A 22,533-nucleotide genomic window follows, 5' to 3' on the forward strand; every position below is an offset into this window, starting at 1 on the left:
CACGTGGAGAATCGCGCAAAAAGCTCCCAACTGCTCTTCACCAGTTCCGACTGGAACTTCGACGACCTGTCGCGCGCCTATGACGCGATCAAGGAGATCGCGGTCGACGAACTTCGCCTCGACTTCTACCCCAACCAGATCGAGGTGATCTCATCCGAGCAGATGCTCGACGCCTATTCCTCGATCGGCATGCCGCTGATGTACCAGCACTGGTCCTTCGGCAAACATTTCGTCCACGAATCGAACCTCTACCGCAAAGGGCGCATGGGGCTCGCCTATGAGCTGGTGATCAATTCCAATCCCTGCATCACCTACCTCATGGAAGAGAACACCATGGCGTTGCAGACGCTGGTCATCGCGCACGCCTCGTTCGGCCACAACCACTTCTTCAAGAACAACTACCTGTTCCAGCAGTGGACCGATGCGGGCGCCATCCTCGCCTATATGGAGTTCGCCAAGAGCTACATTGCGCGTTGCGAAGAACGCTATGGCCCGGCCGCGGTGGAAGCCGTTCTGGACGCCGCCCATTCGCTGATGCCGCAGGCGGTGTTCCGCTATCGCCGGCGCCCACGCCTGTCGGTCGAAAGGGAGCAGGCGCGCATCCGCGAGCGGCTGGAGCATGAGGAAAGGACCTTCAGCGACCTGTGGCGGACACTGCCGCAAGCAACGGAAGCCGAAGCGCCGCGCGAGGTCGAGACCGACATGTCGGAGCGGCAGTCGGCGATCGAATATCCCGAGGAAAACCTGCTCTATTTCCTGGAGAAATACAGCCCGGTGCTCAAGGCCTGGCAAAGGGAGATCCTGCGCATCGTCCGCGTCATCGCGCAATATTTCTACCCGCAGCGTCAGACCAAGGTGATGAACGAAGGCTGTGCCACTTTCGTGCACTACACGATCATGAATCGCCTGTTCGACAAGGGCCAGATCAGCGAAGGCACGATGCTGGAGGTGCTGCAGAACCACTCCAACGTGGTGTTCCAGCCCTCCTTCGACGATCCGCGTTACGGCGGCCTCAACCCCTACACGCTTGGCTTCAACATGATGCGCGACATCCAGCGCATCTGCACGACGCCTACTGCCGAAGATCGCGACTGGTTCCCGGACTTTGCCGGCAATGGCGACTGGTGCGGCACGCTGCTGGACGCATGGGCAACACACCGCGACGAGTCCTTCATCCGGCAGTTCCTGAGCCCAGCGCTGATCCGCGACATGCGGCTGTTCTCATTGCAGGAAGAAGCCTCGGACCCCTATTACGAGGTAACGGCGATCCACGACGAACGCGGCTACGAACGCGTGCGCTCGCGGCTCGCCGACAACTACGATGTCGGGGTGACGCAACCAGACATCCAGGCGATCGACGCCGATCTCAAGGGCGACCGCAAGCTGCGCATCAAGCACACGGTCCACCACGGCACCACGCTGCAGGAAGACACGCGCAACGAGACGCTGCGCTATATCCAGCGGCTCTGGGGCCACGAAGTCAGCATGGTCGGCATCGACGATACGACCGACAAGACGCTCTACGAAATCTCGACCAAGGATTTGGGCGAGAAGACCTAAATCCTGTCCAGCGCAGCCCTCATCTTGCGCACGATGTCAGCATCCGTGTGCTTCGGCCGCGGCGAGACGAAGCCGAGTTCCAGCGCCTTGCCGCTTGGCCCATCTGCCACCACCGAGCAGGAAGAATGAATTTCGCGGAAGGGCAGCCGCGCCTTGATGGCGCCGAGGGTTTCGAGATTGACGCCCGAGCCCGGCATGACGGCGATGCGGTCGCCGGCATGGGCAAAGCAGGCTGCCAGCGCGCCCAGCCCCTGCAGCGCCGTCGTTTCGCCACCCGAGGTGAGGATGCGCTCGAAGCCCAGTTCGACGGCGAGGTCGATGGCCGGCGCAAAGTCGGGACCGGCGAGATCGAAAGCGCGATGCAGCGTCATGCCCAGCCCCCGGGCATGTGCAGCCAGCCTAGCCAGAACCTCGCGGTCGAGGCTGCCATCGACATGGCTGGCGCCAAGTACGACGCCCGCCAGACCGGCAGCACGCACGGCGTCGACGTCGGCCAGCAGTGCTGCCATGTCGTTGTCGGCGTAGACGAAGTCGCCGGGCCGCGTGCGGATCATCGCGTAGACCGGGATCGGCGCCTTGGCCGCAAGCGCCATCAGGCCGGGCGACGGGGTGAGGCCACCGGTCTCCAGCGCCGCGCAAAGCTCGATGCGGTCAGCGCCGCCAGCGATCGCTGAGGCGAGGCCCTCGGGGCTGTCGACGCAGACCTCGAGCAGGATGTTCTCAGACATTGGCGATCTCCTGGAGGCCGAGGGCGGCAGCACCGATCAGGCCCGGCTCCGTGGTCAGTGTTGCCTTGACCAGCAGCGGGCTCTGGGCCCGCCTGAGCGTACGTCCGCGCACCTCATTGTCGAGTGCAGCGATTAGTTCGGGCACGTTGGAAAGCCCGCCACCGACCGGAACGACGGACGAGCCGATGATGTTGAGCGTCAGGGCCAAAGGCACGCCGACCAGTTCGAGATAGATGTCGATGGTACGGCTCGCCCTGGCCTCGCCCGAGAGCCAGCGGTCTATGACCTCGGTGCTCGACAATAGCTCGCCGCAGAGCAAATGGTGCAGCTTCTCCATGCCGCGCGCGCCGCCGATGGTGTCGACGCAGCCGGACTGGCCGCAGCCGCAGGCGAAATGCGGCACCTCGACCGGCGGCTGGCCGACACGCGTCTGCAGCGCCTTGCCGTGGCCCCACTCGCCGGCATAGCCGCCGGCGCCAGCAACTATGCGGCCATCGATGACGAGCCCGCCGCCAACGCCGGTGCCCAGGATGACGCCGAAGACGTTGCGGTGGCCCTTGCCGGCGCCACTGGTCGCCTCGGCCAGCGCAAAGCAGTCGGCATCATTGGCGATCCTGACCGGCAGGCCGATGACGCGCTCGAGATCGGCTGCGATCAGCCGGCCGTCGAGGCACGGGATGTTGGCGCATTTCAGGCTGCCGGAGGCGGGGTCGACGACGCCGGCGATGGAGATCGAGACGCCCTTCGTGCGGCCCCTATCCGCTGCAACGCGCTCGGCGAGCACGGAGGCGAAGGCCTGAAAGTCGTCGAGCGGCGTCGCTACCCTGTCGATGATCTCGATTTCGCCGGCCGAGCGGGCGCGGGCGCTTTTTATCGTTGAACCGCCAATGTCGAAGCAGGTAATCATCAAATCAGTTCCCGAAAGAAATTCTGCGGCGGGACGCCCCGGCCGGGACGCCTGGATTTCCAGACCGACACTTCGCAAAGGCAGCAATGGACAGTTCGCGCAAACGACGCACCTCGCCGACCATCGCCGATGTCGCCGAGCTTGCCGGCGTCTCGCGCGCCATCGCCTCGCGGGCGCTGTCGAGCGAAAGCCGCCCGGTGTCGGCCGACAAGCGGGCGCGTGTGCTTGAAGCAGCAGAGAAGCTCGGCTTCAAGCCCAATCTGCTGGCGCGCAGCCTGACCACCAAGACCGTCAATCTCATCGCGGTCATCGTCAACCACATCCACGATTTCTCCGACCTCGACCTGTTCGACCTTCTGATCGGCGAAATCCAGTCGATCGGCAAGCAGGTCATCTTCCTGCGCGTCGGCTCGGTCGAGCGCATCGAGGAATTCCTGCGCAACGGCGTCGCCTACCATGTCGATGCGGCACTGGTGTTCTCCGACTTCGCCGACGCCGAAAGCGTGCGCAAGATGTTCCGCAGCGACGACGTCTTGATGCTCAACGGCATGCATGACGGCTCTTCGCCCTCGGTCGTTCCCGACGAGGCCATCGGCATCGCCGAAGCGGTGGCCGACGCCGCCGGCAAGGGGATCGGCACGGCTGCGCTTGTCACCGGCCGTGTGTCCTCGCCCGTCGAACAGATCCGCGTCGCCGCCTACAAGGCCGAGATGCAGCGCCACGGCATCCGGCTCGTTGCCGAACTGCGCGGCGACTATTCCTACGCCAGCGGCCGGCAGATGGCGCAGTCGGGCGACTGGCCCGATATCGACGCGGTGTTCTGCACGTCGGACGCCATGGCGATGGGCGTGATGGACGTTCATCGCGATGCGTTCCCGCAAAACCAACCCAGTCGCTTCAGACTCTATGGCTTCGACAATCTGTCGCTGACCGACTTCGAGGCCTATCCGATCTCGTCCATCGGCTACGACAAGAAAGCCTATGTCGGTGAGATTCTGCGTTTCCTCACCCGACCGGGCGAATTCGCCGACGGCAATGCCGACGTGACGGTGCCAACCTTTTTCGTGCCGCGCGCGACGTCCTGAATGCAAAACGGGCAGGCCGGATCGCCCTGCCCGCCCGCTGCCTCGGCCTTATCCTACCAGAGCGGGGTCAGCGCCGGCGGGTTGGCGGTTTCGCCCCACCACTTCTTGTAGTTGGTCTCGTAAGCGCCGCTCTGGATGTAATCCGACACGAACATGTCGATCCAGCGAACGAAGCCTTCGTCACCCTTGGCGACAGCGATGCCGATCGGGTCGTTGGAGTGGAGGCCCGGCAGCGTCACCAGGTTTTCGTTCTTGGTGGCGAGATAGTCGAGCAGCGAGGAGTCCTCGATGGCCGCATCGACACGCTTCTGCTGCAGCAGCAGCACGCCTTCCGGCGAGAAGTTGTCGGTGTAGACTAGCTCGGCCTGGGGTGCCGCGTTCTTGATGAAGGTCTCGCCCGTCGAGCCGCGGCCGACGACGATCTTCTTGCCGGCGAGGCCTTCGAGCGAGGTGATGCCGGCGTCCTTCTGGACGATGATGCGCAGGCCGGCACGGTTGTAAGGAATCGAGAAATCGACCGACTTGGCGCGCTCGAGCGTCGCCGAGGTGTTGGCGACGGCGATGTCGATCTGGCCCGAAACCAGCATCGAGATGCGGGCGTCGCCCGACACGTCGACGAACTCGACCGGCACGCCGAGTTTTTCGGCGAGCATGGTGGCGACATCGACGTCATAGCCGACCGGGTTGTTCTGGTCATCGCGGAAGCCGATCGGCTCGCCGCCGAGCGACACGCCGATGCGGACGGTGCCGCGCTCGCGGATCTCGTCGATCTTGCCGGCCTGGGCAGCGCCGGTGGCGGCAAGACCGACTGCCAGCGCCATGCCGGCCAGTTTCGTCATCAGGTTCTTCATTTTCCCTCTCCCTCGGGTTTCTAGGATGTGAACGGTTCGGCGAAGCGATGTTCCGGTTCGGGCAGATTGGTGTCCCAGAACCAGTATTTGATCTGCTCTTCGCAATTCAGGCTGACGACCTTGTGGTTGCCCTTGGCGTCAAGCGCATGGATGACGACGCCGGCAAGGAAGCCGCTCTTCAGCTCGCGCAACTCCTCGATGGCGAGCGCAATAGCCGCGTCGAGCGAATAGCCCAGCCGCATGGCGAGCACGATGGTGCGCGCTGTGCCACAGCGCATGGTCATCTCGCCGGTGTGGGTGCAGGCGGCGGCACCGAAGCGGCTGTCGGCGTAGAAGCCGGCGCCGGGAATCGGGGAGTCGCCGAGGCGGCCCGGATATTTCCACGCCCAGCCTGACGTCGAGGTCACGACGTTGAGCCCGCCAAGGCTGTCCTGCGACAGGAACACGGTGGTGTCGCGCACGCGCTCCGGGTCGGTGATGGTGCGGCTGAGCGGGGCAAGCGGAATGTCGGGGAACTTCGCCAGTTCTTCCGGCGAAAGCTCCTTTTCCAGCCGCTTCCACCAGACGCGCTTGCTCTCTTCGTAGAGCGTCTCGTCGTGGGCGAAGCCGATCTCGGTGGCGAAGCGGCGGGCGCCGTCGCCGGTCAGCATGACATGCGGCAGGCGCTTCATCACTTCATGGGCAAGGGCTGCCACCGGAATGGTGTCGGGCACAGCGCCGACCGAGCCCACTTCACGCGTCGTGCCGTCCATGACGCCGGCGTCGAATTCCATCCGGCCAAGCATGTTCGGCCAGCCGCCGAAGCCGACCGAGCGGACCTTGACCTCGCGCTCGACCTCGCCGATGCCGGCGACCATGGCGTCGATGCCATGGCTACCGCCCTTCAGCAGTTCGACACTCTTGGAGAAGCCGGGCCAGGCCTCGGAATTGGCAAGCAGGATCATTTCAGTCTTTACGCATCTTGGAGAGGAATTGAGCCACGCGCGGCAGCGCCATGCCCTTGTCGGAGAAGAACTCTTCGGTCGGCAGGTCGGCGATGAGCGTGCCCTTGTCGAGGAAGGCGATGCGCGAGGAGATGGAGCGCGCGAATTCAATCTCGTGGGTGACGAACACCATCGTCGTGCCGCCCTTGGCGAGCTTGGCCAGGATCGACAGTACTTCTGACGTCATCTCGGGATCGAGCGCGCTGGTGACCTCGTCGAGCAGGAGGTAGCTCGGCTTCATCGCGAGCGCCCGGCAGATGCCGACGCGCTGGCGTTGGCCGCCGGACAGCTGCGAGGGATAGGCGTCGGCACGATCGGTCAGCCCGACCGACTGCAACAGCTCGCGTGCTTCGGTCTCGGCCTGCTTGCGCGGCACCTTCAGCACCTCGACCGGCGCGAGTGCGATGTTCTGCACCGCGGTCATGTGCGGATAGAGATTGAACAGCTGGAACACCGTGCCCGAGCGCTTGCGAGCCTCGCTCAGCTCGCGCGGCTTCGAAACGTCGAATCCGTCGACCGTGATCTTGCCGGCGTCGATCTTTTCCAGCCCGTTGATGCAGCGGATCAGCGTCGACTTGCCCGAGCCGGACGAGCCGAGCACCGAAACGACCTCGCCCTGGCGGATTTCGAGGTCGACGCCGTCGAGCACAGTGGCGGCGCCAAAGGATTTGCGTAGGCCCGATACGCTGATCATCAGAGACCTCTCCATGCCGTGTGCGCCCTGAGCCGCTTTTCAAAACGGCCTCCGGCGTAGGCGACCAGCTTTGCGGTCAGGTAGTAGAGCGCGCCGACGGCGGTCCAGACGAGGAACGGCTTGAGCGTGCGCAGGTTGAGGATGTTGCCGACCTTGGTCAGGTCCATGACGCCGATCACCGAGATCAGCGAGGTGACCTGCAGCTGGTTGACCAGGAGGCCGGTGAGCGGGCCGATGGCAAAGGCCGCGGCCTGCGGTGCGATGACCCAGCGCAGGGTCTGCCAGCGGGTGAGGCCGAAGACACGCGCCGCCTCGATCTGGTCGCGGCCGACGGACTCGATGGCTGAAACCGCGATGACATAGATGAAGGCAGCACTATTGCCGGACAGCGTGATGACAGCGGCTTCGGTCGGTGTGACATTGATCTTGAAGAAGGCCGGCAGGCCGAAGAACACCAAAAACAGCTGCACCAGCACCGGCGAGTTCTTGAGCAGCTCGGCGACGAAGGTAACGATCTGCATCAGCACCGGCACGCGGTAGAAGCGGATCACTGCCCAGGCCGTGCCGATGACGAGGCCGATCAGCGCGGTCGAGACGAACAATGCCAGCGAGACACCAAGGCCTTGCAACAGAAGGACTATGTCGAACGGCGTGAAGTCCCCGTAACGCATCAGACCGCTCCCTCTTGCTGGTGGCGGTTGAGATGGCGGTGCAGCATGCCGATGAGGATCGATACGGCATAGGTCAGCGCGGCGTAGGCGACGAGCAAGACGAAATAGACCTCGAACGGCCTGAACGTGTTCGATGCCACGATCTTGGCCGAGCCGGTCAACTCGTTGAGCGTGATCGTCGACAGGATCGACGAGGTCAGGATCAGGTTGATGAACACCGATCCGAGCGGCCGGATCGAGGCGCGCAGGGCAATCGGCAGGATGATCTTGCGGAAGATTGTACTCTTCCTCAGCCCACTGACCTGCGCTGCCTCGATGACGCCCGGGTCGATTGCCAGGATGCCCGAGCGGATGACATCGGAAGTGAAGGCGCCGCCGGCGATAGAAAGCGCAACGACGCCGGTGGTGAAGGCGTCGATGTAGATGCCGATCTCCGGCAGGCCGAAATAGAAGAAGAACAGCTGCACGATGAAGGGGATATTGCGGAAGATATCGACATAGATCGCAGCGACCCTGTTGAGCAGCGGCGAGGCCGATGTCCGCATCGCACCGACGGCAAGGCCGAGCACAAGGGAACCGATCACGGCAAGCGTACAGGCCTGCAGCGTCAGCCACGCCCCTTCCAGCAGGAAGGGGATGTGCTTGGCGAGGATCGACAGGTCGAACTTCAAGCGGGGCTCGTTCCCAAGAGTGAAACCGGTTTCACTTTGCAAAACGACCAACCCGATGTCAACGCCCGGGCGATCTGCAAATCTGCTTTTTCACACGATGAGCGAAGGGTCGCGCGGCACCTGAACTGTGCGCTGATGCCGCGTTCGCAGCCTAGAAAGCGACAGCCGCCGGGCGAACCGGCGGCGGCTGGACGCTTATGACCGGCAGTACCTGGGGAACCGCTTCAGTTAGCCGGCACCAGGACAGGCTCCGGAGCCGGCTCGACCACTATCACCGGCTCAAGCTCGGGCTCTGGCGCCGCAGCCGCAGTCTCTGTCGGCAGCGTAGCCTTGATCTCATCGATCTTGCCGTAAGCCTCGCCGACGCCGAGAACATCCTTGGCCCAATCCATCACGTCGTCGTTCAGATAGTCGTCGCCATATTCGGCAACGCGGTTGGGATTGGCTGCCGCCAGCAGGGCTTCCCTCAGATCCGCTTCCGTCGTCCCTTCGGCCGCCGCATCAGCGGTAGCCTGGGCATCGTCTGCGGCCTGATCGGCGGCTGCCAGGTCATCGGCAGCGGCGATTGCATCGGCCAAGGCCTGCTTCTCGGCATTGAACGCGTCGAGCTCCGACGGATCGGCCGGGAGCTCCAGACCGTTCAACTCATCAAGGCGCGCCTGCAGCGCATCCGTCGTCGGATCGGCGATCGGAGCACTGCCGTCAAATGGCTCGATGGCAGCGATGGCCGCGTCGAAGGCAGTCTGCGCCAGTGCTGCCTTTTCGGCCGCAGCGGCAAGCGCCTCCGCTGCCAGATCCGCCTTGGCGGAATTGAGCACATACTCCCTGACGAGAGCCATGCGCGGCGACTGCGAATTCAGATAGGCGTGGTAATTCCGCTTGAGGGAATTGAGGCCGGCCAGGCGGGCATTCAGGTTCTTTTCCTTGACCGGCTTCACCGCCGGAACCTCCACGGAAGCCGGCAGGACTTTGGCCACAGACTTCGGCTTCTGATTTGCCTTGGCATTCTTCGGCGTCGTGCGCTTTGCGCCGGTGGCGGCCGCCTTCTTGGTCTGCCCACCGCCGAACAACGATTTCATCAGCCCACCTGCGGAAGCAGTCTGGACACTGCCGCCCGATCTGGTCTTGCCGGCTGCGGACGCCGACTTGCCATTGGACGAGCCACCGCCCTTGCCACCGCTGTTGCCCCGATCGTTGCCACCTCCGTTACCGCCACCATTCTCGCTCTTGGCATAGGCTGAGGTCTTGGCGATGCCAACGCCGGCCCCAAGGTCGAGCTTGACCGGCAAAGCGCTGATCGCGAGCGCAGAGGCCGCGCTGACAAGAAGCTTCCTGCTGTATTTCACCGGATTTTCTCCCTCTCTCGGTGCAAAGATCGAATCAAGCCCACGCCACATTAGGTTCCGGCCATATGCCCGCCAGCCACTATGTGTTGCAGCGTGAAACGCTTTGTGGCGCGATTGCCCGGCGCTCCGCACGCCGCCACATGGTGTGGCGGCATGCATTGGCGACCGCCATGGCCACACGCCGTGGCACGCGCCAAATTCTTCTGCTCCGATGTGTAGAAAAACCACATGGCCTGCCCCACGGCTGCGGGACATTAGGACATGCTGACATTTCAGGAATTATTGCCGAGATCGTTAAAATGCCAACGATCTCGATACATGTCGCGAAGCCACCGCGGCTCCGCCAGCCTCAGGCATTGAGGCTGGGCTTGCCGCCGTCTTCCGACATGTCGGCGAATTCGATGCGGTTGCGGCCGCGCGCCTTGGCCTCGCTGAGGCGGTCGTCGGCATGGCGGAACATATCGTCGAACTCGACCTGGTCTTCGAACAGCACGGCACCGACGCTGACCGACAGAGGCAGTTGCCGAGCACCCGGCTCGAGCACCGTGTCGGAGACAGTGCCGCGGATACGCTCGGCGACGCGCTCGGCGTTCTCGCGGCTGGTACCGGGCAGGAAGATGCCGAATTCCTCGCCGCCGATGCGACCGACCAGATCGCCCGCGCGCACCGAGGCCTTGATCGTTCCGGCGACGCTCTTCAGCACCTCGTCGCCCCAGGCATGGCCGAACTTGGCGTTGATGGCGCGGAAATCATCGATCTCGACGACCAGCAGAGCACCCTGACGGCGACCGCCTGATGCCGAGCTGCCGCGGAAAGCATCGATCAGATTGGCGAAGACGCCGCTGTTGAGGCAAGAGGTGAGCGCGTCGGTCGACGACAGCCGGCTGACCTCGGATTTCAGCGCGCCGAACTTGCGCCGTTCATTGGCAACGATGGTGAGCAGCGGTGCAGCGACCAGACCGGCAACGACACCGGCGCCAATCACGCCGCGCCAGAATACCTGGTCGCCCTGGCCCTGAAACAGGATTGCCGCGGCCCCTGCCGCAACAGCCACGCAAGCGGCCGTGCCGAGCAGCGCATAGCGGGCGACCGGCGCCCAGCTTCGACCCGCATTCCCTGCACCAGAATTGTCCACGCCAGATCCCTCCGCTCTCATGTCGAATCGATCTACCCGTTGAGAATGAAACATTCCCTCCGTGAATACGAACAATTTGACGGATTTGCCGGAAAGTAGCCGAAGCTGGCGCTTTTGAACAGGCCCAAGCCATTTTGCGGCGTCGATTTGTGCCGATCAATCCGGCGGGCCGAACACCCCCATGCCGGCCTTCCGCGCTACCTCTTCGGCCTTTTCATAGCCACCACCGGGCAGCGCATGCGCCCAGCCATTGGAAACGAGCCATGCGCCGACATCCTGCTTGCCGATCCTGCAGGCGGCCGCCACCGGTTGCCGTTCGGCCGGCGGAAACACCTGGCACAGAGGTGCGCGGCCGCGAAGCCAGTATCTGAAGGCGAGCATGGCGCGCTCGCCGCAACGCCAGGCAACCCCCTCGAACCGGCAGGTCTGGCCAGGGTCGATCGCCTCGGCGCCGGCAACAAATATGACGTAGCCCATCGCCTCGAATGAGGCCGAGGATGTCACCACGGGACGATACAGCAGCGTGCCCTCCCAGTCGTCAGGCCCGACCCGCTTCGGCGGCGGGGCAAGCCCGAGATCCCCGAGAGGTGGCCTGGCCTCGATACGCTCCAATTGAAGCCTGGCGACTTCGGGAGGCGCGACAATGTCGGGTGCGATCGATCGGGCCGGGCTCGGCGGCACCTCGGCGACGGCTATTCCAGCGCCCTGATGTCGAGGCGACGGCAACGACAGCGTTTCGGCCGGCACGCTTTCAAGTACCGGCGGCGGCGGCAGATGTACGCTTTTCGCCGCCATGATCGTCAGTGCGACAGCGCTGATGGCCATCGCCGCTCCGGCGTGAACCAGCATCCTTCGCGCCATTGTCATAAGACCGGCCCTCGCCCGCACCGGACCGGCAAGGATTCAAATCTGCTAAGTGCCATCGTTAGGCCGCTCGCACTCCTCCGCTCGAGGTCAACAAGGCCATGGATCGTGCGGCTGCGCCAGCCCCCGACAAATCGAAGTAGAAAATTCGCGTAAAATTCGATGCAAAGTGCAACTATAAGATTATCTTCTGATTACCTGCGTTCCTTTCCGATAATTTGAGACGATGTTGCTAGCTTTCACCAAAATAGGTGGGCGACATGAAAGCAACACTAGCTAACGCTTCGAAGTTCGGATTGAATATCCTTGCGGCAACAGCATTTCTTGCCGCGGCACTGCACGGCGCCCATGCCAGCCAGGATTCCGATGCCGGTGCTTCCGCCGCCAATCAACCACACGCCACACGGCTTCTCGGCGGCCTGATGCTGCCGGAACCAACTGCGGCCGCGGTTGCAAACAAGCCTTTCCAGTTCGGCCAGGACTTCGACGGCTACGGCCTGGCCGTGCGCACCGCTTCGCAGGCAGACGTCACTCCCGAGGGCATCGACCCGATCAAGACGGCTGCCATCGTGCCCGGCGTGTTCGGCTCGGTCGCCATTCCGATGCGCAACTTTCCCGTCGCCGGCCGCTGGGCCAAGGTCTACAGCAAGATAGGCGACTGTGCCGACGCGACCAACTGCGGCAAGCGCGGTGCCGCATTCGCGGCCGTCGCAACTGGCGCCCGCGACAAGAAGTTCATGGACAAGCTTGCCAGCGTCAACCGCGCCGTCAACACGATGATCACCTACCGCAAGGACGACGCGGTCTACGGCAACCTCGATTATTGGGCGAAGCCGGCGGAAATACTGTCGCGTGGCGTCGGCGACTGCGAAGACTACGTCATTCTCAAGATGGCGGCGCTGATCGAAGCCGGCGTTCCGGCGCGCAGCATGTCGCTGGTTGTACTTCAGGACACCGGCCGGGGGGTGTTTCACGCAGTCCTGTCGGTTGCCACCCAAAGTGGAAACTTCATCCTCGACAATCTGAGCAACACGGTGGCCAGCGACGGCGCCTACAGGAGCTATGTTCCGCTCTATTCGTTCAGCACCGACCGCGCCTGGATCCACGGCGCGCGGCCTGGATCGGCGCAGATCGCTTCTGCAGGCGGCAATTTCGCAGCAATTGCTCCCGGAGAGGGGCCCCAGCCGCAATAGGCGCAGGCGCTAGAATCGCTTGGCCGATTCCAGCAATTGCCGGTTGACCCCCAAACCGCCAGCCGCCCCACCCGCGGCAGCCCTGTACACAACCCCGGCGTTTATTACGAAATTCCGATTTAGCAACTGGATATGTAGTATTTTTGCACCAGTGCTTTCACCAAATAGCATAAATCCTCATGATTCAGCATATGGACAATCAAATTGCTGTCGATTTTCATGCGCTGCTGGATAATTGCTCACGGCGGGTACGTATAGGGATCCTGGCTGTGACGAATGTCGGGATGGAGTGGGGGAGAGTTTAGATGCAGTTGAATTTTGGGCGCTTTGCGCAGCGGCTGGCGGTTTTGTTGGCAGCGACCATGCTATCGGGCAATGGCGCGAACGCGCTGTCGCTGAAGGAAGCGATGGCGGTGGCGGTCGAATCCAACCCCGAGATCGGCCAGGCCGTCGAGAACCGCGAAGCGATCGAATTCGAACTGCGCCAGGCGAAGGGCCTCTATCTCCCCAGCGTCGACCTGGAAGCCTCGACCGGCGTGCGCCGACTCGACAACCCGTCGCGGCGCGCCCTGTCGATCGAAGACGATGCGCTCTATCCGTCGGAAGCCGGCGTCGTCGTCACCCAGAAGCTGTTCGACAACGGCGCACGCCGCGCCGAACTGACCCGCCAGGCATCGCGCGTCGACGGCGCATCCTTCCGCGTTCTCGAGCGTTCGGAATTCATTGGCCTTTCGGTCGTCCAGGATTACCTCGAATACGTACTGCAGGCCCAGATCGTGGGCGAGGCCAAGCGCAATCTCGGCTTCCACCAGTCGATCCTCGGCGACATCCGCGAGGGTATCCAGGGCGGTGCGCTGACCGACGCCGACCGCCAGCAGGCCGAAGAACGCCTGTTCGCCGCCAAGGCGCGCGTGCAGGAAGCGTCCGAGGAACTGGAAGCGGCCAAGATCCGTTTCTTCAAGACCGTGGGCAAGCCGCTGGTCAGCCCGTCCAAGCCCGGTTCGGTGGCCAAGGCCCTGCCGCGTTCGCTCGATGATGCCATCGGCCTCGCCCGCCGCAACAATCCGCGCATCCACATGGCCAGCAGCGACATCGACGCCGCAGCTTCGCTGGTCGACGCAGCACGCGCCAAATACGGCCCCGAGGTGGTAGCGGAAGGCCGCGCCCGCGTCGGCAACGACATCGACGGCTCCGCCGACGAGACCAACGACCTGCAGGCCCGCCTGGTGTTGCGCTGGAACCTCTATCGCGGCGGCATCGACAAGGCCAACGAGCAGGAACAGATCCGCCGCGTCAGCGAGCAGCGCCTTGCCATGCATCAGGTGCAGCGCGAGATCGAAGAAGCCGTGCGCATTTCCTGGGATCGCCGCTTCCGCCAGGCCGACCTCGCCAAGACGCTGCGCCAGCAGGCCGTCGCCAATGACAGGCTGGTGACCTCGTATCGCGAGCAGTTCAAGGTCGGCCAGCGTTCGCTTCTCGACGTGCTCGACGCGCAGAACACGCGCTTCAACACCGAGACCCTTGCAAATACCGCATCATTCGCGTCGTTGTTCGCCGAATATCGGCTGCTCGCAGCGACTGGCCAGTTGCTGAAGACCATGAACATCGCACCGGCGAAGCAGGCTGCCGCCTACGCCCGCACCGAGTTCAACGTGCCGGCGACCGCCGACACCGAGACCTACGCACGGACGCCTTCGGAACAGGTCAACGACATGCCATTCGACCTGCTCGCCCCGGTCAGAAAGAAGTAGGGTGTCTGCCTGACGGCAGGCCCCGTCCGTCATGAACCAGCAGACGCATATCCAGACTCCGGTCGAAGCGTTCAAATCCTGTTTTTCGGCTGTGGCTGCCTATCTCGGGCGCCCCAGTGCCGAGACAGTGCTGTTTTCCGGCGTGCCTATCTCGGAGACGAGGGTCGAAGTCCAGGAAATCCGCCACCTGGCCGAACGCATCGGCCTTGAAACGCAAGAGTTCGAACATCGCGATTTCGTGCGCGGCCGCTTCGACCTGCCGGCCATCGTCTTCCGTTCCAACCGGTTGCCCATCGCCATCCTGGCCGAGCAGAGGGATGGTGCGGAGTTCCTGACGGGACCGCAGGAAGATGGTCGCACCTCGATCTCGCGCGCCGAGTTGATGGGCGTGCCCATATCAGGCGGCGTCGGCTTCTCCATCACCTATGCCAATGCTGCCGAGGACATGACCGTCGGCACCGCGGCGAAGATAGAACGCCCGCACTGGCTGTACGGCACGCTCGGCGCGTTCTGGCGATCTTATTCGCGCGTGGCGCTGGCGGCGATCTTCATCAACCTCCTGGCCATCGCCTCGCCCATCTTCACGATGAACGTCTACGACCGCATCCTGCCCAACAAGTCGATCTCGTCGCTGTGGGTACTGGCGATCGGCGTGGCAACCGCCATCCTGTTCGACCTGCTGTTGAAGACGGCGCGCGCCGCGCTCATCGACCATGCCGGGCGCAAGGCCGACCTGCGCATCTCCTACATGCTGTTCGAGAAGGTGCTGAACACCTCGCTCAGCGCGCGCCCCGCCTCCACCGGCGAATATGCCAACCGGGTGACGCAATATGAGTTCGTGCGCGAGTTCTTCACCTCGAACACGGTCAGCACCTTCATCGACACCGCCTTCGTCTTCATCTTCCTGCTGGTGATCTATGCCGTGGCGAGCTGGCTGGTGGTCATCCCTGTCATCGCCTTCATTTTGGCCGTTATCATCGGGCTGGTGGCGCAACAGCGCATCGGCAAGCGGGTCGCCGCCTCGCTGAACGAAGCGTCGCAGCGCCAGTCGCTGCTGGTCGAGTCGATCTCGACGATCGAGACGATCAAGTCGCTGCGCGCCGAAGCCTACCTGCTGCGCAAGTGGCGCGAGCATTCCAAGAATGCCGCCAACACCTCCGAAAAGATCAAGGAGCTGTCGGCGGCGGCCGCCAACATGACGCAGTTCATCCAGCAGATGGTGACCGTGGCCCTGGTGGTCGCGGGTGCCTATGCCTTCGACAGCGGCGCCATCTCGACCGGCGCCATCATCGCGGCCGTCATGCTGTCGGGCCGCGCTGTGGCACCGCTCGGCCAGTTGGCCATGACCCTTTCGCGCTTCCGCCAGGCGACTTTGTCGCTCAAGGTGCTGAACACCATCATGCAGCAGCCGGAAGACCGGCCCGACACGGTCGGCTTCGTCAACCGCCCGATCCGGGTCGGTGCTCTGACGCTGCGCAATGTCGGCTTTATCTATCCCGGTACCGAGACCGAGGTCCTGACGGGCGTGAACCTGTCGATCAATCCCGGCGAGCGCGTCGGCATCATCGGCCGCATCGGCTCCGGCAAGACGACGTTTGGGCGGCTGGTCGGCCGGCTCTACCTGCCGACGACCGGCGAGCTACTGCTCGACGGCATCGACATCCGCCAATACCACCCTTCGGAGGTCCGCTCCGCCGTCGGCATCGTCGCCCAGGCCGGCGACCTGTTTTCCGGCACGATCAAGGAAAACCTGCTGATGGCGCGGCCCGAAGCCAGCGACGAGGAAATCATCGATGCCGCCAAGCTGGCCGGCGTCGACGACTTCGTCTCACGCCATCCGCGCGGCTACGACATGAATGTCGGGGAGCGCGGCACCAACCTGTCGGGCGGACAGAGACAGGCCGTGGCGATCGCCCGGCTGCTGATGACGAAGCCCAAGATCGTGTTCCTCGACGAACCGTCCGGCTCGATGGACCTTGCGTCCGAGCGCCAGCTGATAAAACAGCTGAAGACCGCGTTCAACGACAAGACCACGCTGATCATTTCGACCCACCGCTACAGTATGCTCGAGATCGTCGACCGCCTCATTGTCGTCGAACAGGGCCGTATAGTTGCGGATGGTCCCAAGGAAAAAGTCATTCAGGCACTGCAGAAGCCAAATAGCTGAAGGCAGTCCGTTTGACAGTGTGATTATATTGAACGTGTTCAATATAACGGGGCATTGATGATAGCCAGAGAAGACAGACCGCCATTTTTCGCGTCGGCCGCGGTGCTGATCATCGCGGCATTGTTCGTGGCGTTCGTCGCCTGGGCCTCGTTTGCCGAAGTCGACGAGATCGCGCGCGGCGAAGGCAAGGTCATTCCGGCATCCAAAACCCAGATCGTGCAGGCGAGCGAGGCCGGCGTGGTCCAGGAAATCGCCGTCCAGGTCGGCCAGGTGGTCAAGAAGAACGACCTCATCGTCCGCCTCGACAACACCGTCAGCACTTCCAGCCTGGGTGAACAGCAGGCCAAGGCGCGCACGCTCGGCGCACGCATCGCCCGCCTCAAGCAGGAGCAGGAAGGCCGGATCGCCGAACCGCTGGCCTGCCCGGAAAACCTGATGCAGACGGCGCCCCAGATCTGCGAGAACGAACAGAAGCTCCTGGTGGCGCGCCGGCAGAATTTCGACACCAAGCTCAACGTGCTGAAATCGCGGCTCGACCAGCGCGAAAAGGAACTCAACGAAGCCAAGGTCAACGTAACCAGGCTGACGGAAAGCCTGGCGGTCAGCGACCGGGAGGCGGCGCTGGTCAGCTCCATGGTCAAGCGCAACCTGATGGCCAAGACCGAGCAGATCCGCGTCGACCGCGAGCAGACCGAAATGCGCGGCCAGCTCAATCTCGCCGACGAGACGATCAAGAGAACCGCGGCAGCGATCGTCGAAGCCAAGCTCCAGGTCGACGAATTCGGCCTGCAACTCCAGCAGGAGGCCCTGGACGAACTGACCCAGGCGCTGGCCGAGCTTTCGGTCGTCGACGAAACCATCCGCGGCGCCACCGACCGCGTTGCCCGCACCGACATCCGCTCGCCGGTCGATGGCATCGTCAACACGCTCGACGTCAATACGCTCGGCGCCTTCGTGCAGCCCGGTGCCGTGGTCGCAGGCATCGTGCCGACCTCCGAGACCCTGCTGGTGGAGGCCCGCGTCTCGCCGCGCGACGTCGCCTTCATCCGTCCCGACCAGAAGGCGCTGATCAAGGTCTCGGCCTATGATTTCTCGGTCTTCGGCGGCCTCGACGGCAAGGTGCAGACCATCACCGCCGACAGCTTGGTCGACCAGAATACCGGCGAACCCTATTACCAGGTTCGCGTCTCGACCGACCGCTCGGCGCTGGAAAGGGACGGCAAGTCCTATTCGATCATTCCTGGCATGATCAGCACGGTGGAGATCATCACTGGGCGGAAGACCATCCTGAGCTACCTGCTCAAGCCCATCAACAAGGCACGCGACGAGGCGCTTCGTGAACGATAGCGCCACCTCGCCCGAGAGCCACGGAATCCACGTCTTTTCGACCGACGATCTGACCACCGATTTTCGCGTCGTCGTCCGCCTAGGCACCCGGCGCGGCATCAGGCTCGAGCGACTGTTCTGGAACACGCTGCGGCAACTCGCCGAGCACAACCACCTGACCATCGGCGAGATGGTGGAGGTGATCGCGCAGGCCAATGGCGATACCGCAAACCTCGCCTCGGCGATCCGCGTGGCCTGCCTGCGCTGGATGTCCGACCAAGGTGCAGCGCTCGGCAAGCTGGCCTCGCTGCGCACGATCAATGCCATTCTCGGCGCCTGCCCAGCGCCGGCCTTCGCGCTTTCATCGACCAAGAAGATCCTGACGTTCAATCCCGCTTTCCAGCACCTGGTCAGGCGCCAGCTGCCCGTCGGGTTCGGCGAAGACGCGCATCGCGATCTCAGGCTCTCGCTCGATCTCAACGTCGCCGACATCTTCGCCAAGCTCGACGCCAATGACGGCGTGCCGATCGCCAGCGGATTTGTCATCAGCGCCGCCGAGCGGCGTTACCGCGGCCAGCTCAACATCGTCCGTGCGCCGATAAAGACGCCAGAACTGCTGCTTTGCTTCGTGGTCAACGGCTAGGCGGGCGACAAAAGCGCCCACCTGATGTCCGGTTAGTTCAAATTGTAATGACCTCGGCAACAATTTGTCAGCCGCGCCGCTATCGCTTTTGACAGAGTTTTATTTTAGCAACCCCTCATTAATCACCCTACGTCATTCTGAAATCCACACATCGGGGATATCTGCTGTGAAACGCTTCATTGCGCTGATCGCATTCTCGTCTTTGCTTGCCGGAATCCAGGCAGCCCAGGCCGGGACCACCATGGAAACCAAGGGCAAGGCCTTCGCGCCGCCCGCATTCGCCTCCTTCTGCGGCCGTGAACCCGGCCTGTGCAGCACATCGGGCGGTAAGAAGGTCGTTGCGCTGCAAGCCGACCTGAAGTCGGAGCTCAAGCAGGTCAACCGCGCCGTCAACTCGCGCATCAAGGAACGCAATGACAGCGGCGACGACTGGCGCGTGCCGGTCGCCTATGGCGACTGCGAGGACTTTGCGATCCTGAAGAAGCGCGAATTGCTCAAGCGCGGCTGGCCGGCCTCGGCGCTGCTGCTCACCGTTGCGCGCTATCGCGGCGAGGGCCACACGGTCCTGACCGTGCGCACCAGCGAAGGCGATCTGATCCTCGACAATCTGACGAGTTCAATCCGCGACTGGTCGAGCACGCCCTACAGCTATTTCGCCCGCCAGGCACAAGGCAACGGCAGCCGCTGGGAGCGCATCGGCACGGCCAAGCCGATCCTGTCGACGGCGTTCGGCGGCTAGCTCTCCGAACGTCAGCCCTGACGTTCGAGCAGGATCGTCGGCTCGCCGTGATAGGTGGTCCGACCGATCTCGCGATAGCCGTTCTTCTCGGCAACGCGCAGCGAAGCGCCATTGGCTGGATCGATGATGCAGACCGTCCGGCCGCCAAACCGGCGGTCCGCCCATGCCACGAAGGCGCCGACCGCTTCGCTGGCCATGCCCTTGCCGTGCATCTCGGCGACGAACCCCCAGCCTGCTTCCGGGATGCCTTCGATCGACGGCACGATGTCGCGCTTCAGATCGTGGAAGCCGCCCTCGCCGATGAAGCGGCCGGTGGCCTTTTCCTCTACCGCCCAGAAACCATAGCCGATCAGCGACCAAGAACCTGCATGACGCAGGAAGCGCTGCCAGCTTTCCTCGCGCGTGCGTGGCTTGGCGATGAAGCGCGTGACCACAGGATCGGCCCACATCGCGGCATAGGCCTCGAAATCATCAAGCTTGTGCGGCCGCAGGATCGTGCGTTCTGTCTCGATGACAGGAATGTCGGCAAGGGCAAAGGCGGTCATCGATCAGGCTCCGTGAAACAGGACGCGGTCTATCACGGATGACGGATAAGGCAGCAGGCCAGAACGCGCCGATAGTGCCTGCCAGCTAGCCTTTCCAGGCCATCCGCATGTAGACGCCGCCGCGCTCAAGCTCTTCAAGCATCTGGTCGAGCCGCTTGCGTCGCGTCTCCGCGCGCTTGGCGCGCTCGATCCAGCCGAGATAATCGTTGCGCTGGTAGTCCGGCCGCGCCTCGTAGGCCGCAAGCACGCCGCGCGAAACGAGCTCGCTGCGGATCCAGTCCGGCATCGGGTTGATGTCGCGCCTCAGGGCCATCGGCGAAATCTGCGGGCTGTGCGCCCGACCGTCAACCGGGAGGGCATCGCTCTGCTGACAAGACAAAAGGCGGCTACTGAGCCGCAACCTCCGCTTCAGCGCCTTCGATCGGGTCGATGTCGTCGAGTGGCACCAGCGGGGCCGGCTCGCTCGTGCTCTTTTCCGGTGACTTGCAAATGTCGGCGATGACGCAGCGCCAGCAATCGGGCTTGCGCGCCTTGCAGACGTAGCGCCCGTGCAGGATCAGCCAATGGTGGGCGAGGCGCATGAATTCGTCTGGGATGATCTTCACCAGCAGCGCCTCGACCTGGTCCGGCGTCTTGCCGGGCGCCAACCCGATGCGGTTGCCGATACGCAGGATATGGGTGTCGACCGCCATTGTGTGGTGGCCGAATGCCATGTTGAGCACCACGTTGGCGGTCTTGCGGCCGACGCCCGGCAACTCGACGAGCAGGTCGCGATCGTCGGGCACTTCGCCGCCATGGTCGCGGATCAAGGCTTCCGAGAGCGCAATCACGTTCTTGGCCTTGTTGCGCCACAGGCCGATGGTGCGGATGTGCTGGCCGACCGTCTCCTCGCCCAGCGCAAGCATCTTGTGCGGCGTGTCGGCAATGGCGAAGAGCGCCCGCGTCGCCTTGTTGACGCCCGCATCGGTCGCCTGGGCCGACAGCACCACCGCCACAAGCAGGGTGAAGGCATTGACGTGCTCGAGTTCGCCTTTCGGTTCCGGTCGCTGGACCGCGAAACGGCGGAAGATCTCCCGGATTTCATCCGACGAGTAGAGCGACCGGCGGCGCACCGTGCGCGGCTTGGGCTTGGCCTTCGAAGCCTGGCCAAGGCCTGCAGGTGCCGTCAGCGCAACATCTTTTGTCTTGGGGTTTTTCATGGCCTCTCTATAATTAACCGGCATGAGCGAGACAAACGCCACTTTCGCCGCCGACGAGCCCTTCTTCAAGGCGCTGCTTCTGCCGCACCGGTCGCTCGGGCGCACCGGCTTCATCATCCTGATGGGCGCATTGCTGTTCGGCTGGATCGTCACCGGCGTGGTGTTCCTCAGCAATGGCGCATGGCCGATATTCGGTTTCTTCGGCCTTGATGTCGTAGCCCTCTACGTCGCCTTCCGCCTCAACTACCGCGCCGCCCGCGCCCGCGAGGAAGTGAGCGTGTCGCGCACCAGCCTCGACATCCTCAAGACCGCGCCGTCCGGCAGGTCGGAGCGCTTCCATTTCAACCCGTTCTGGGCGCGGTTTGCCATATCCCGCCATGACGAGATCGGCATCACCGGCATGGCTGTCGAGTCGCGGGAGAAGAGCGTTTCGATCGGCAGTTTCCTCAATCCCGACGACCGCGAGAGCTTTGCCACCGCGTTTTCGCGCGCTTTGGCCACGGCACGGTCGCGGTGAGCAGGAATCGGGTGGGAATTCCCAATCCGGCAGCCGATATTGGCGTTCAAGGAGACATTGCCATGAACGCCCAGACGAGAATGAGCCCCATCGCCACGCTGCAACAGGACATCACGCCCGTCGGCGCCGAATACGAAACCGTACGACGGGTGATCGAAAAGATCAGCCTCGACTATCGCGACCAGCCTTCGCTCGAAGCATTGGCTGACGAAGTCGGCGAAACGCCGACCGGCCTGCAGAAGCTGTTCAGCCGCTGGGCCGGCCTGTCGCCGAAGGCCTTCCTGCAGGCGGTGACGCTCGACCATGCGCGCAAGCTGCTCGACGACGGCCTGCCGCTGCTCGAAACATCGTTCGAACTCGGCATGTCCGGTCCGGGACGCCTGCACGACCTCTTCGTCACCCACGAAGCGATGTCGCCGGGCGACTACAAGACGCGCGGCGCCGGGCTCACCATCCGCTACGGCTACCACATCTCGCCCTTCGGCGTGGCGCTCGTCATGGTCACCGACCGCGGCCTTGCCGGCCTGTCCTTCAACGACGCCGGCGAAGAACGCGAAGCCTTTGCCGACATGGCCGGCCGCTGGCCCAACGCCACCTATGTCGAGGACATGAGCGCCACGGCACCTTACGCGGCACGCGTCTTCGACCCGGCGCGCTGGCGGCAGGACCAGCCGTTGCGCGTGGTGATGATCGGCACCGATTTCCAGGTTCGCGTCTGGGAGGCCCTGCTCAAGATCCCGATGGGCCGGGCCTGCACCTACTCGTCGATCGCCTCCGAGATCGGCGCGCCGAAGGCCAGCCGGGCCGTGGGTGCCGCCGTCGGCGCCAACCCACTTTCCTTCGTGGTGCCCTGCCACCGTGCGCTCGGCAAATCAGGCGCGCTCACCGGCTATCACTGGGGCCTGACGCGCAAGCGCGCCATTCTCGGCTGGGAGGCCGGCCAGGTGACGCGCTAAGA

At 63.6% G+C, this 22,533-nt stretch carries 23 protein-coding genes; 10 read left to right on the plus strand and 13 right to left on the minus strand.

Annotated features, from left to right (window positions below; all coding sequences use genetic code 11):
- Positions 1–3: 3 nt before the first annotated feature.
- Positions 4–1,560 (plus strand): SpoVR family protein, encoded by a 1,557-nt coding sequence (locus GGQ99_RS13700; protein WP_183262967.1) that lies wholly within the window; start codon positions 4–6, stop codon positions 1,558–1,560.
- Here GGQ99_RS13700 and GGQ99_RS13705 read toward each other — a convergent pair.
- Positions 1,557–2,288, minus strand: coding sequence for a copper homeostasis protein CutC (locus GGQ99_RS13705; RefSeq protein WP_183262968.1), 732 nt, complete (start codon positions 2,286–2,288; stop codon positions 1,557–1,559). The two genes, GGQ99_RS13700 and GGQ99_RS13705, sit on opposite strands and share 4 nt — an antisense overlap.
- Positions 2,281–3,195, minus strand: coding sequence for an ROK family protein (locus GGQ99_RS13710; RefSeq protein WP_183262969.1), 915 nt, complete (start codon positions 3,193–3,195; stop codon positions 2,281–2,283). Before GGQ99_RS13710 ends, GGQ99_RS13705 begins: the two co-directional genes overlap by 8 nt.
- 86 nt (positions 3,196–3,281) lie before the next feature.
- On the opposite strand from GGQ99_RS13710, the gene GGQ99_RS13715 reads away from it, so the two are divergent.
- Complete coding sequence (locus GGQ99_RS13715) at positions 3,282–4,280, plus strand: LacI family DNA-binding transcriptional regulator (protein WP_183262970.1); 999 nt, start codon at positions 3,282–3,284, stop codon at positions 4,278–4,280.
- A 53-nt stretch (positions 4,281–4,333) separates the two neighbouring features.
- Here the strand turns inward: GGQ99_RS13715 and GGQ99_RS13720 are convergent, their stop codons facing one another.
- The 8 genes from GGQ99_RS13720 to GGQ99_RS13755 form a co-directional block, all read right to left on the minus strand.
- Positions 4,334–5,131, minus strand: coding sequence for a transporter substrate-binding domain-containing protein (locus tag GGQ99_RS13720; protein WP_183262971.1), 798 nt, complete (start codon positions 5,129–5,131; stop codon positions 4,334–4,336).
- 20 nt (positions 5,132–5,151) lie between these two features.
- Positions 5,152–6,075, minus strand: a complete 924-nt coding sequence (locus GGQ99_RS13725) for an isoaspartyl peptidase/L-asparaginase (RefSeq protein ID WP_183262972.1) — start codon at positions 6,073–6,075, stop codon at positions 5,152–5,154.
- Position 6,076: 1 nt separating this feature from the next.
- On the minus strand, positions 6,077–6,808 hold the full coding sequence (locus GGQ99_RS13730; RefSeq protein WP_108605538.1) for an amino acid ABC transporter ATP-binding protein: 732 nt from the start codon (positions 6,806–6,808) through the stop codon (positions 6,077–6,079).
- Positions 6,808–7,479, minus strand: a complete 672-nt coding sequence (locus GGQ99_RS13735) for an amino acid ABC transporter permease (RefSeq protein ID WP_183262973.1) — start codon at positions 7,477–7,479, stop codon at positions 6,808–6,810. The genes GGQ99_RS13730 and GGQ99_RS13735 overlap by 1 nt, the downstream gene beginning before the upstream one ends.
- Positions 7,479–8,150, minus strand: a complete 672-nt coding sequence (locus GGQ99_RS13740; RefSeq protein ID WP_183262974.1) for an amino acid ABC transporter permease — start codon at positions 8,148–8,150, stop codon at positions 7,479–7,481. The genes GGQ99_RS13735 and GGQ99_RS13740 overlap by 1 nt, the downstream gene beginning before the upstream one ends.
- A gap of 224 nt (positions 8,151–8,374) precedes the next feature.
- A complete protein-coding gene (locus GGQ99_RS13745; RefSeq protein ID WP_183262975.1) occupies positions 8,375–9,496 on the minus strand; it encodes a hypothetical protein in 1,122 nt (373 codons plus the stop codon).
- 349 nt (positions 9,497–9,845) lie between these two features.
- The gene (locus GGQ99_RS13750) at positions 9,846–10,631 is read right to left on the minus strand and encodes a GGDEF domain-containing protein (protein ID WP_159091512.1); all 786 of its coding nucleotides are present in this window, start codon (positions 10,629–10,631) and stop codon (positions 9,846–9,848) included.
- Between the two features lie 156 nt (positions 10,632–10,787).
- The gene (locus GGQ99_RS13755; protein ID WP_246389591.1) at positions 10,788–11,456 is read right to left on the minus strand and encodes a thermonuclease family protein; all 669 of its coding nucleotides are present in this window, start codon (positions 11,454–11,456) and stop codon (positions 10,788–10,790) included.
- Between the two features lie 299 nt (positions 11,457–11,755).
- On the opposite strand from GGQ99_RS13755, the gene GGQ99_RS13760 reads away from it, so the two are divergent.
- The 6 genes from GGQ99_RS13760 (at position 11,756) to GGQ99_RS13785 (ending at position 19,314) form a co-directional block, all read left to right on the plus strand.
- Positions 11,756–12,688 (plus strand): transglutaminase-like cysteine peptidase, encoded by a 933-nt coding sequence (locus GGQ99_RS13760; protein WP_183262977.1) that lies wholly within the window; start codon positions 11,756–11,758, stop codon positions 12,686–12,688.
- A gap of 305 nt (positions 12,689–12,993) precedes the next feature.
- Positions 12,994–14,439 (plus strand): TolC family protein, encoded by a 1,446-nt coding sequence (locus tag GGQ99_RS13765; protein ID WP_246389592.1) that lies wholly within the window; start codon positions 12,994–12,996, stop codon positions 14,437–14,439.
- A gap of 31 nt (positions 14,440–14,470) precedes the next feature.
- Positions 14,471–16,606, plus strand: coding sequence for a type I secretion system permease/ATPase (locus GGQ99_RS13770; RefSeq protein WP_183262978.1), 2,136 nt, complete (start codon positions 14,471–14,473; stop codon positions 16,604–16,606).
- Positions 16,607–16,663: 57 nt separating this feature from the next.
- The gene (locus GGQ99_RS13775; protein WP_108605547.1) at positions 16,664–17,953 is read left to right on the plus strand and encodes an HlyD family type I secretion periplasmic adaptor subunit; all 1,290 of its coding nucleotides are present in this window, start codon (positions 16,664–16,666) and stop codon (positions 17,951–17,953) included.
- Entirely contained in the window at positions 17,943–18,575 is a 633-nt protein-coding gene (locus GGQ99_RS13780; protein ID WP_108605548.1) for a ribbon-helix-helix domain-containing protein, read from the plus strand. Before GGQ99_RS13775 ends, GGQ99_RS13780 begins: the two co-directional genes overlap by 11 nt.
- A 142-nt stretch (positions 18,576–18,717) precedes the next feature.
- Positions 18,718–19,314, plus strand: coding sequence for a transglutaminase-like cysteine peptidase (locus GGQ99_RS13785; protein WP_406873944.1), 597 nt, complete (start codon positions 18,718–18,720; stop codon positions 19,312–19,314).
- An 11-nt stretch (positions 19,315–19,325) separates the two neighbouring features.
- Here the strand turns inward: GGQ99_RS13785 and GGQ99_RS13790 are convergent, their stop codons facing one another.
- From GGQ99_RS13790 to nth, 3 genes are all read right to left on the minus strand, one after another.
- Positions 19,326–19,859: a GNAT family N-acetyltransferase gene (locus GGQ99_RS13790; protein WP_183262979.1), complete on the minus strand. Its 534-nt coding sequence runs from the start codon at positions 19,857–19,859 to the stop codon at positions 19,326–19,328.
- Positions 19,860–19,944: 85 nt separating this feature from the next.
- Positions 19,945–20,172, minus strand: coding sequence for a YdeI/OmpD-associated family protein (locus tag GGQ99_RS13795; RefSeq protein WP_183262980.1), 228 nt, complete (start codon positions 20,170–20,172; stop codon positions 19,945–19,947).
- A gap of 73 nt (positions 20,173–20,245) precedes the next feature.
- Positions 20,246–21,058: an endonuclease III gene (gene nth, locus GGQ99_RS13800; RefSeq protein WP_183262981.1), complete on the minus strand. Its 813-nt coding sequence runs from the start codon at positions 21,056–21,058 to the stop codon at positions 20,246–20,248.
- Positions 21,059–21,080: 22 nt separating this feature from the next.
- Here nth and GGQ99_RS13805 point away from each other — a divergent pair, with 22 nt between their 5' ends.
- Both GGQ99_RS13805 and GGQ99_RS13810 read left to right on the plus strand, forming a co-directional pair.
- Positions 21,081–21,575, plus strand: a complete 495-nt coding sequence (locus GGQ99_RS13805) for a DUF2244 domain-containing protein (protein WP_183262982.1) — start codon at positions 21,081–21,083, stop codon at positions 21,573–21,575.
- Positions 21,576–21,637: 62 nt separating this feature from the next.
- Entirely contained in the window at positions 21,638–22,531 is an 894-nt protein-coding gene (locus GGQ99_RS13810; RefSeq protein ID WP_183262983.1) for a methylated-DNA--[protein]-cysteine S-methyltransferase, read from the plus strand.
- The last annotated feature ends 2 nt before the right edge of the window (positions 22,532–22,533 follow it).

Source organism: Aminobacter niigataensis (genome assembly GCF_014200015.1).
Taxonomy (GTDB): Bacteria; Pseudomonadota; Alphaproteobacteria; order Rhizobiales; family Rhizobiaceae; genus Aminobacter; species Aminobacter niigataensis.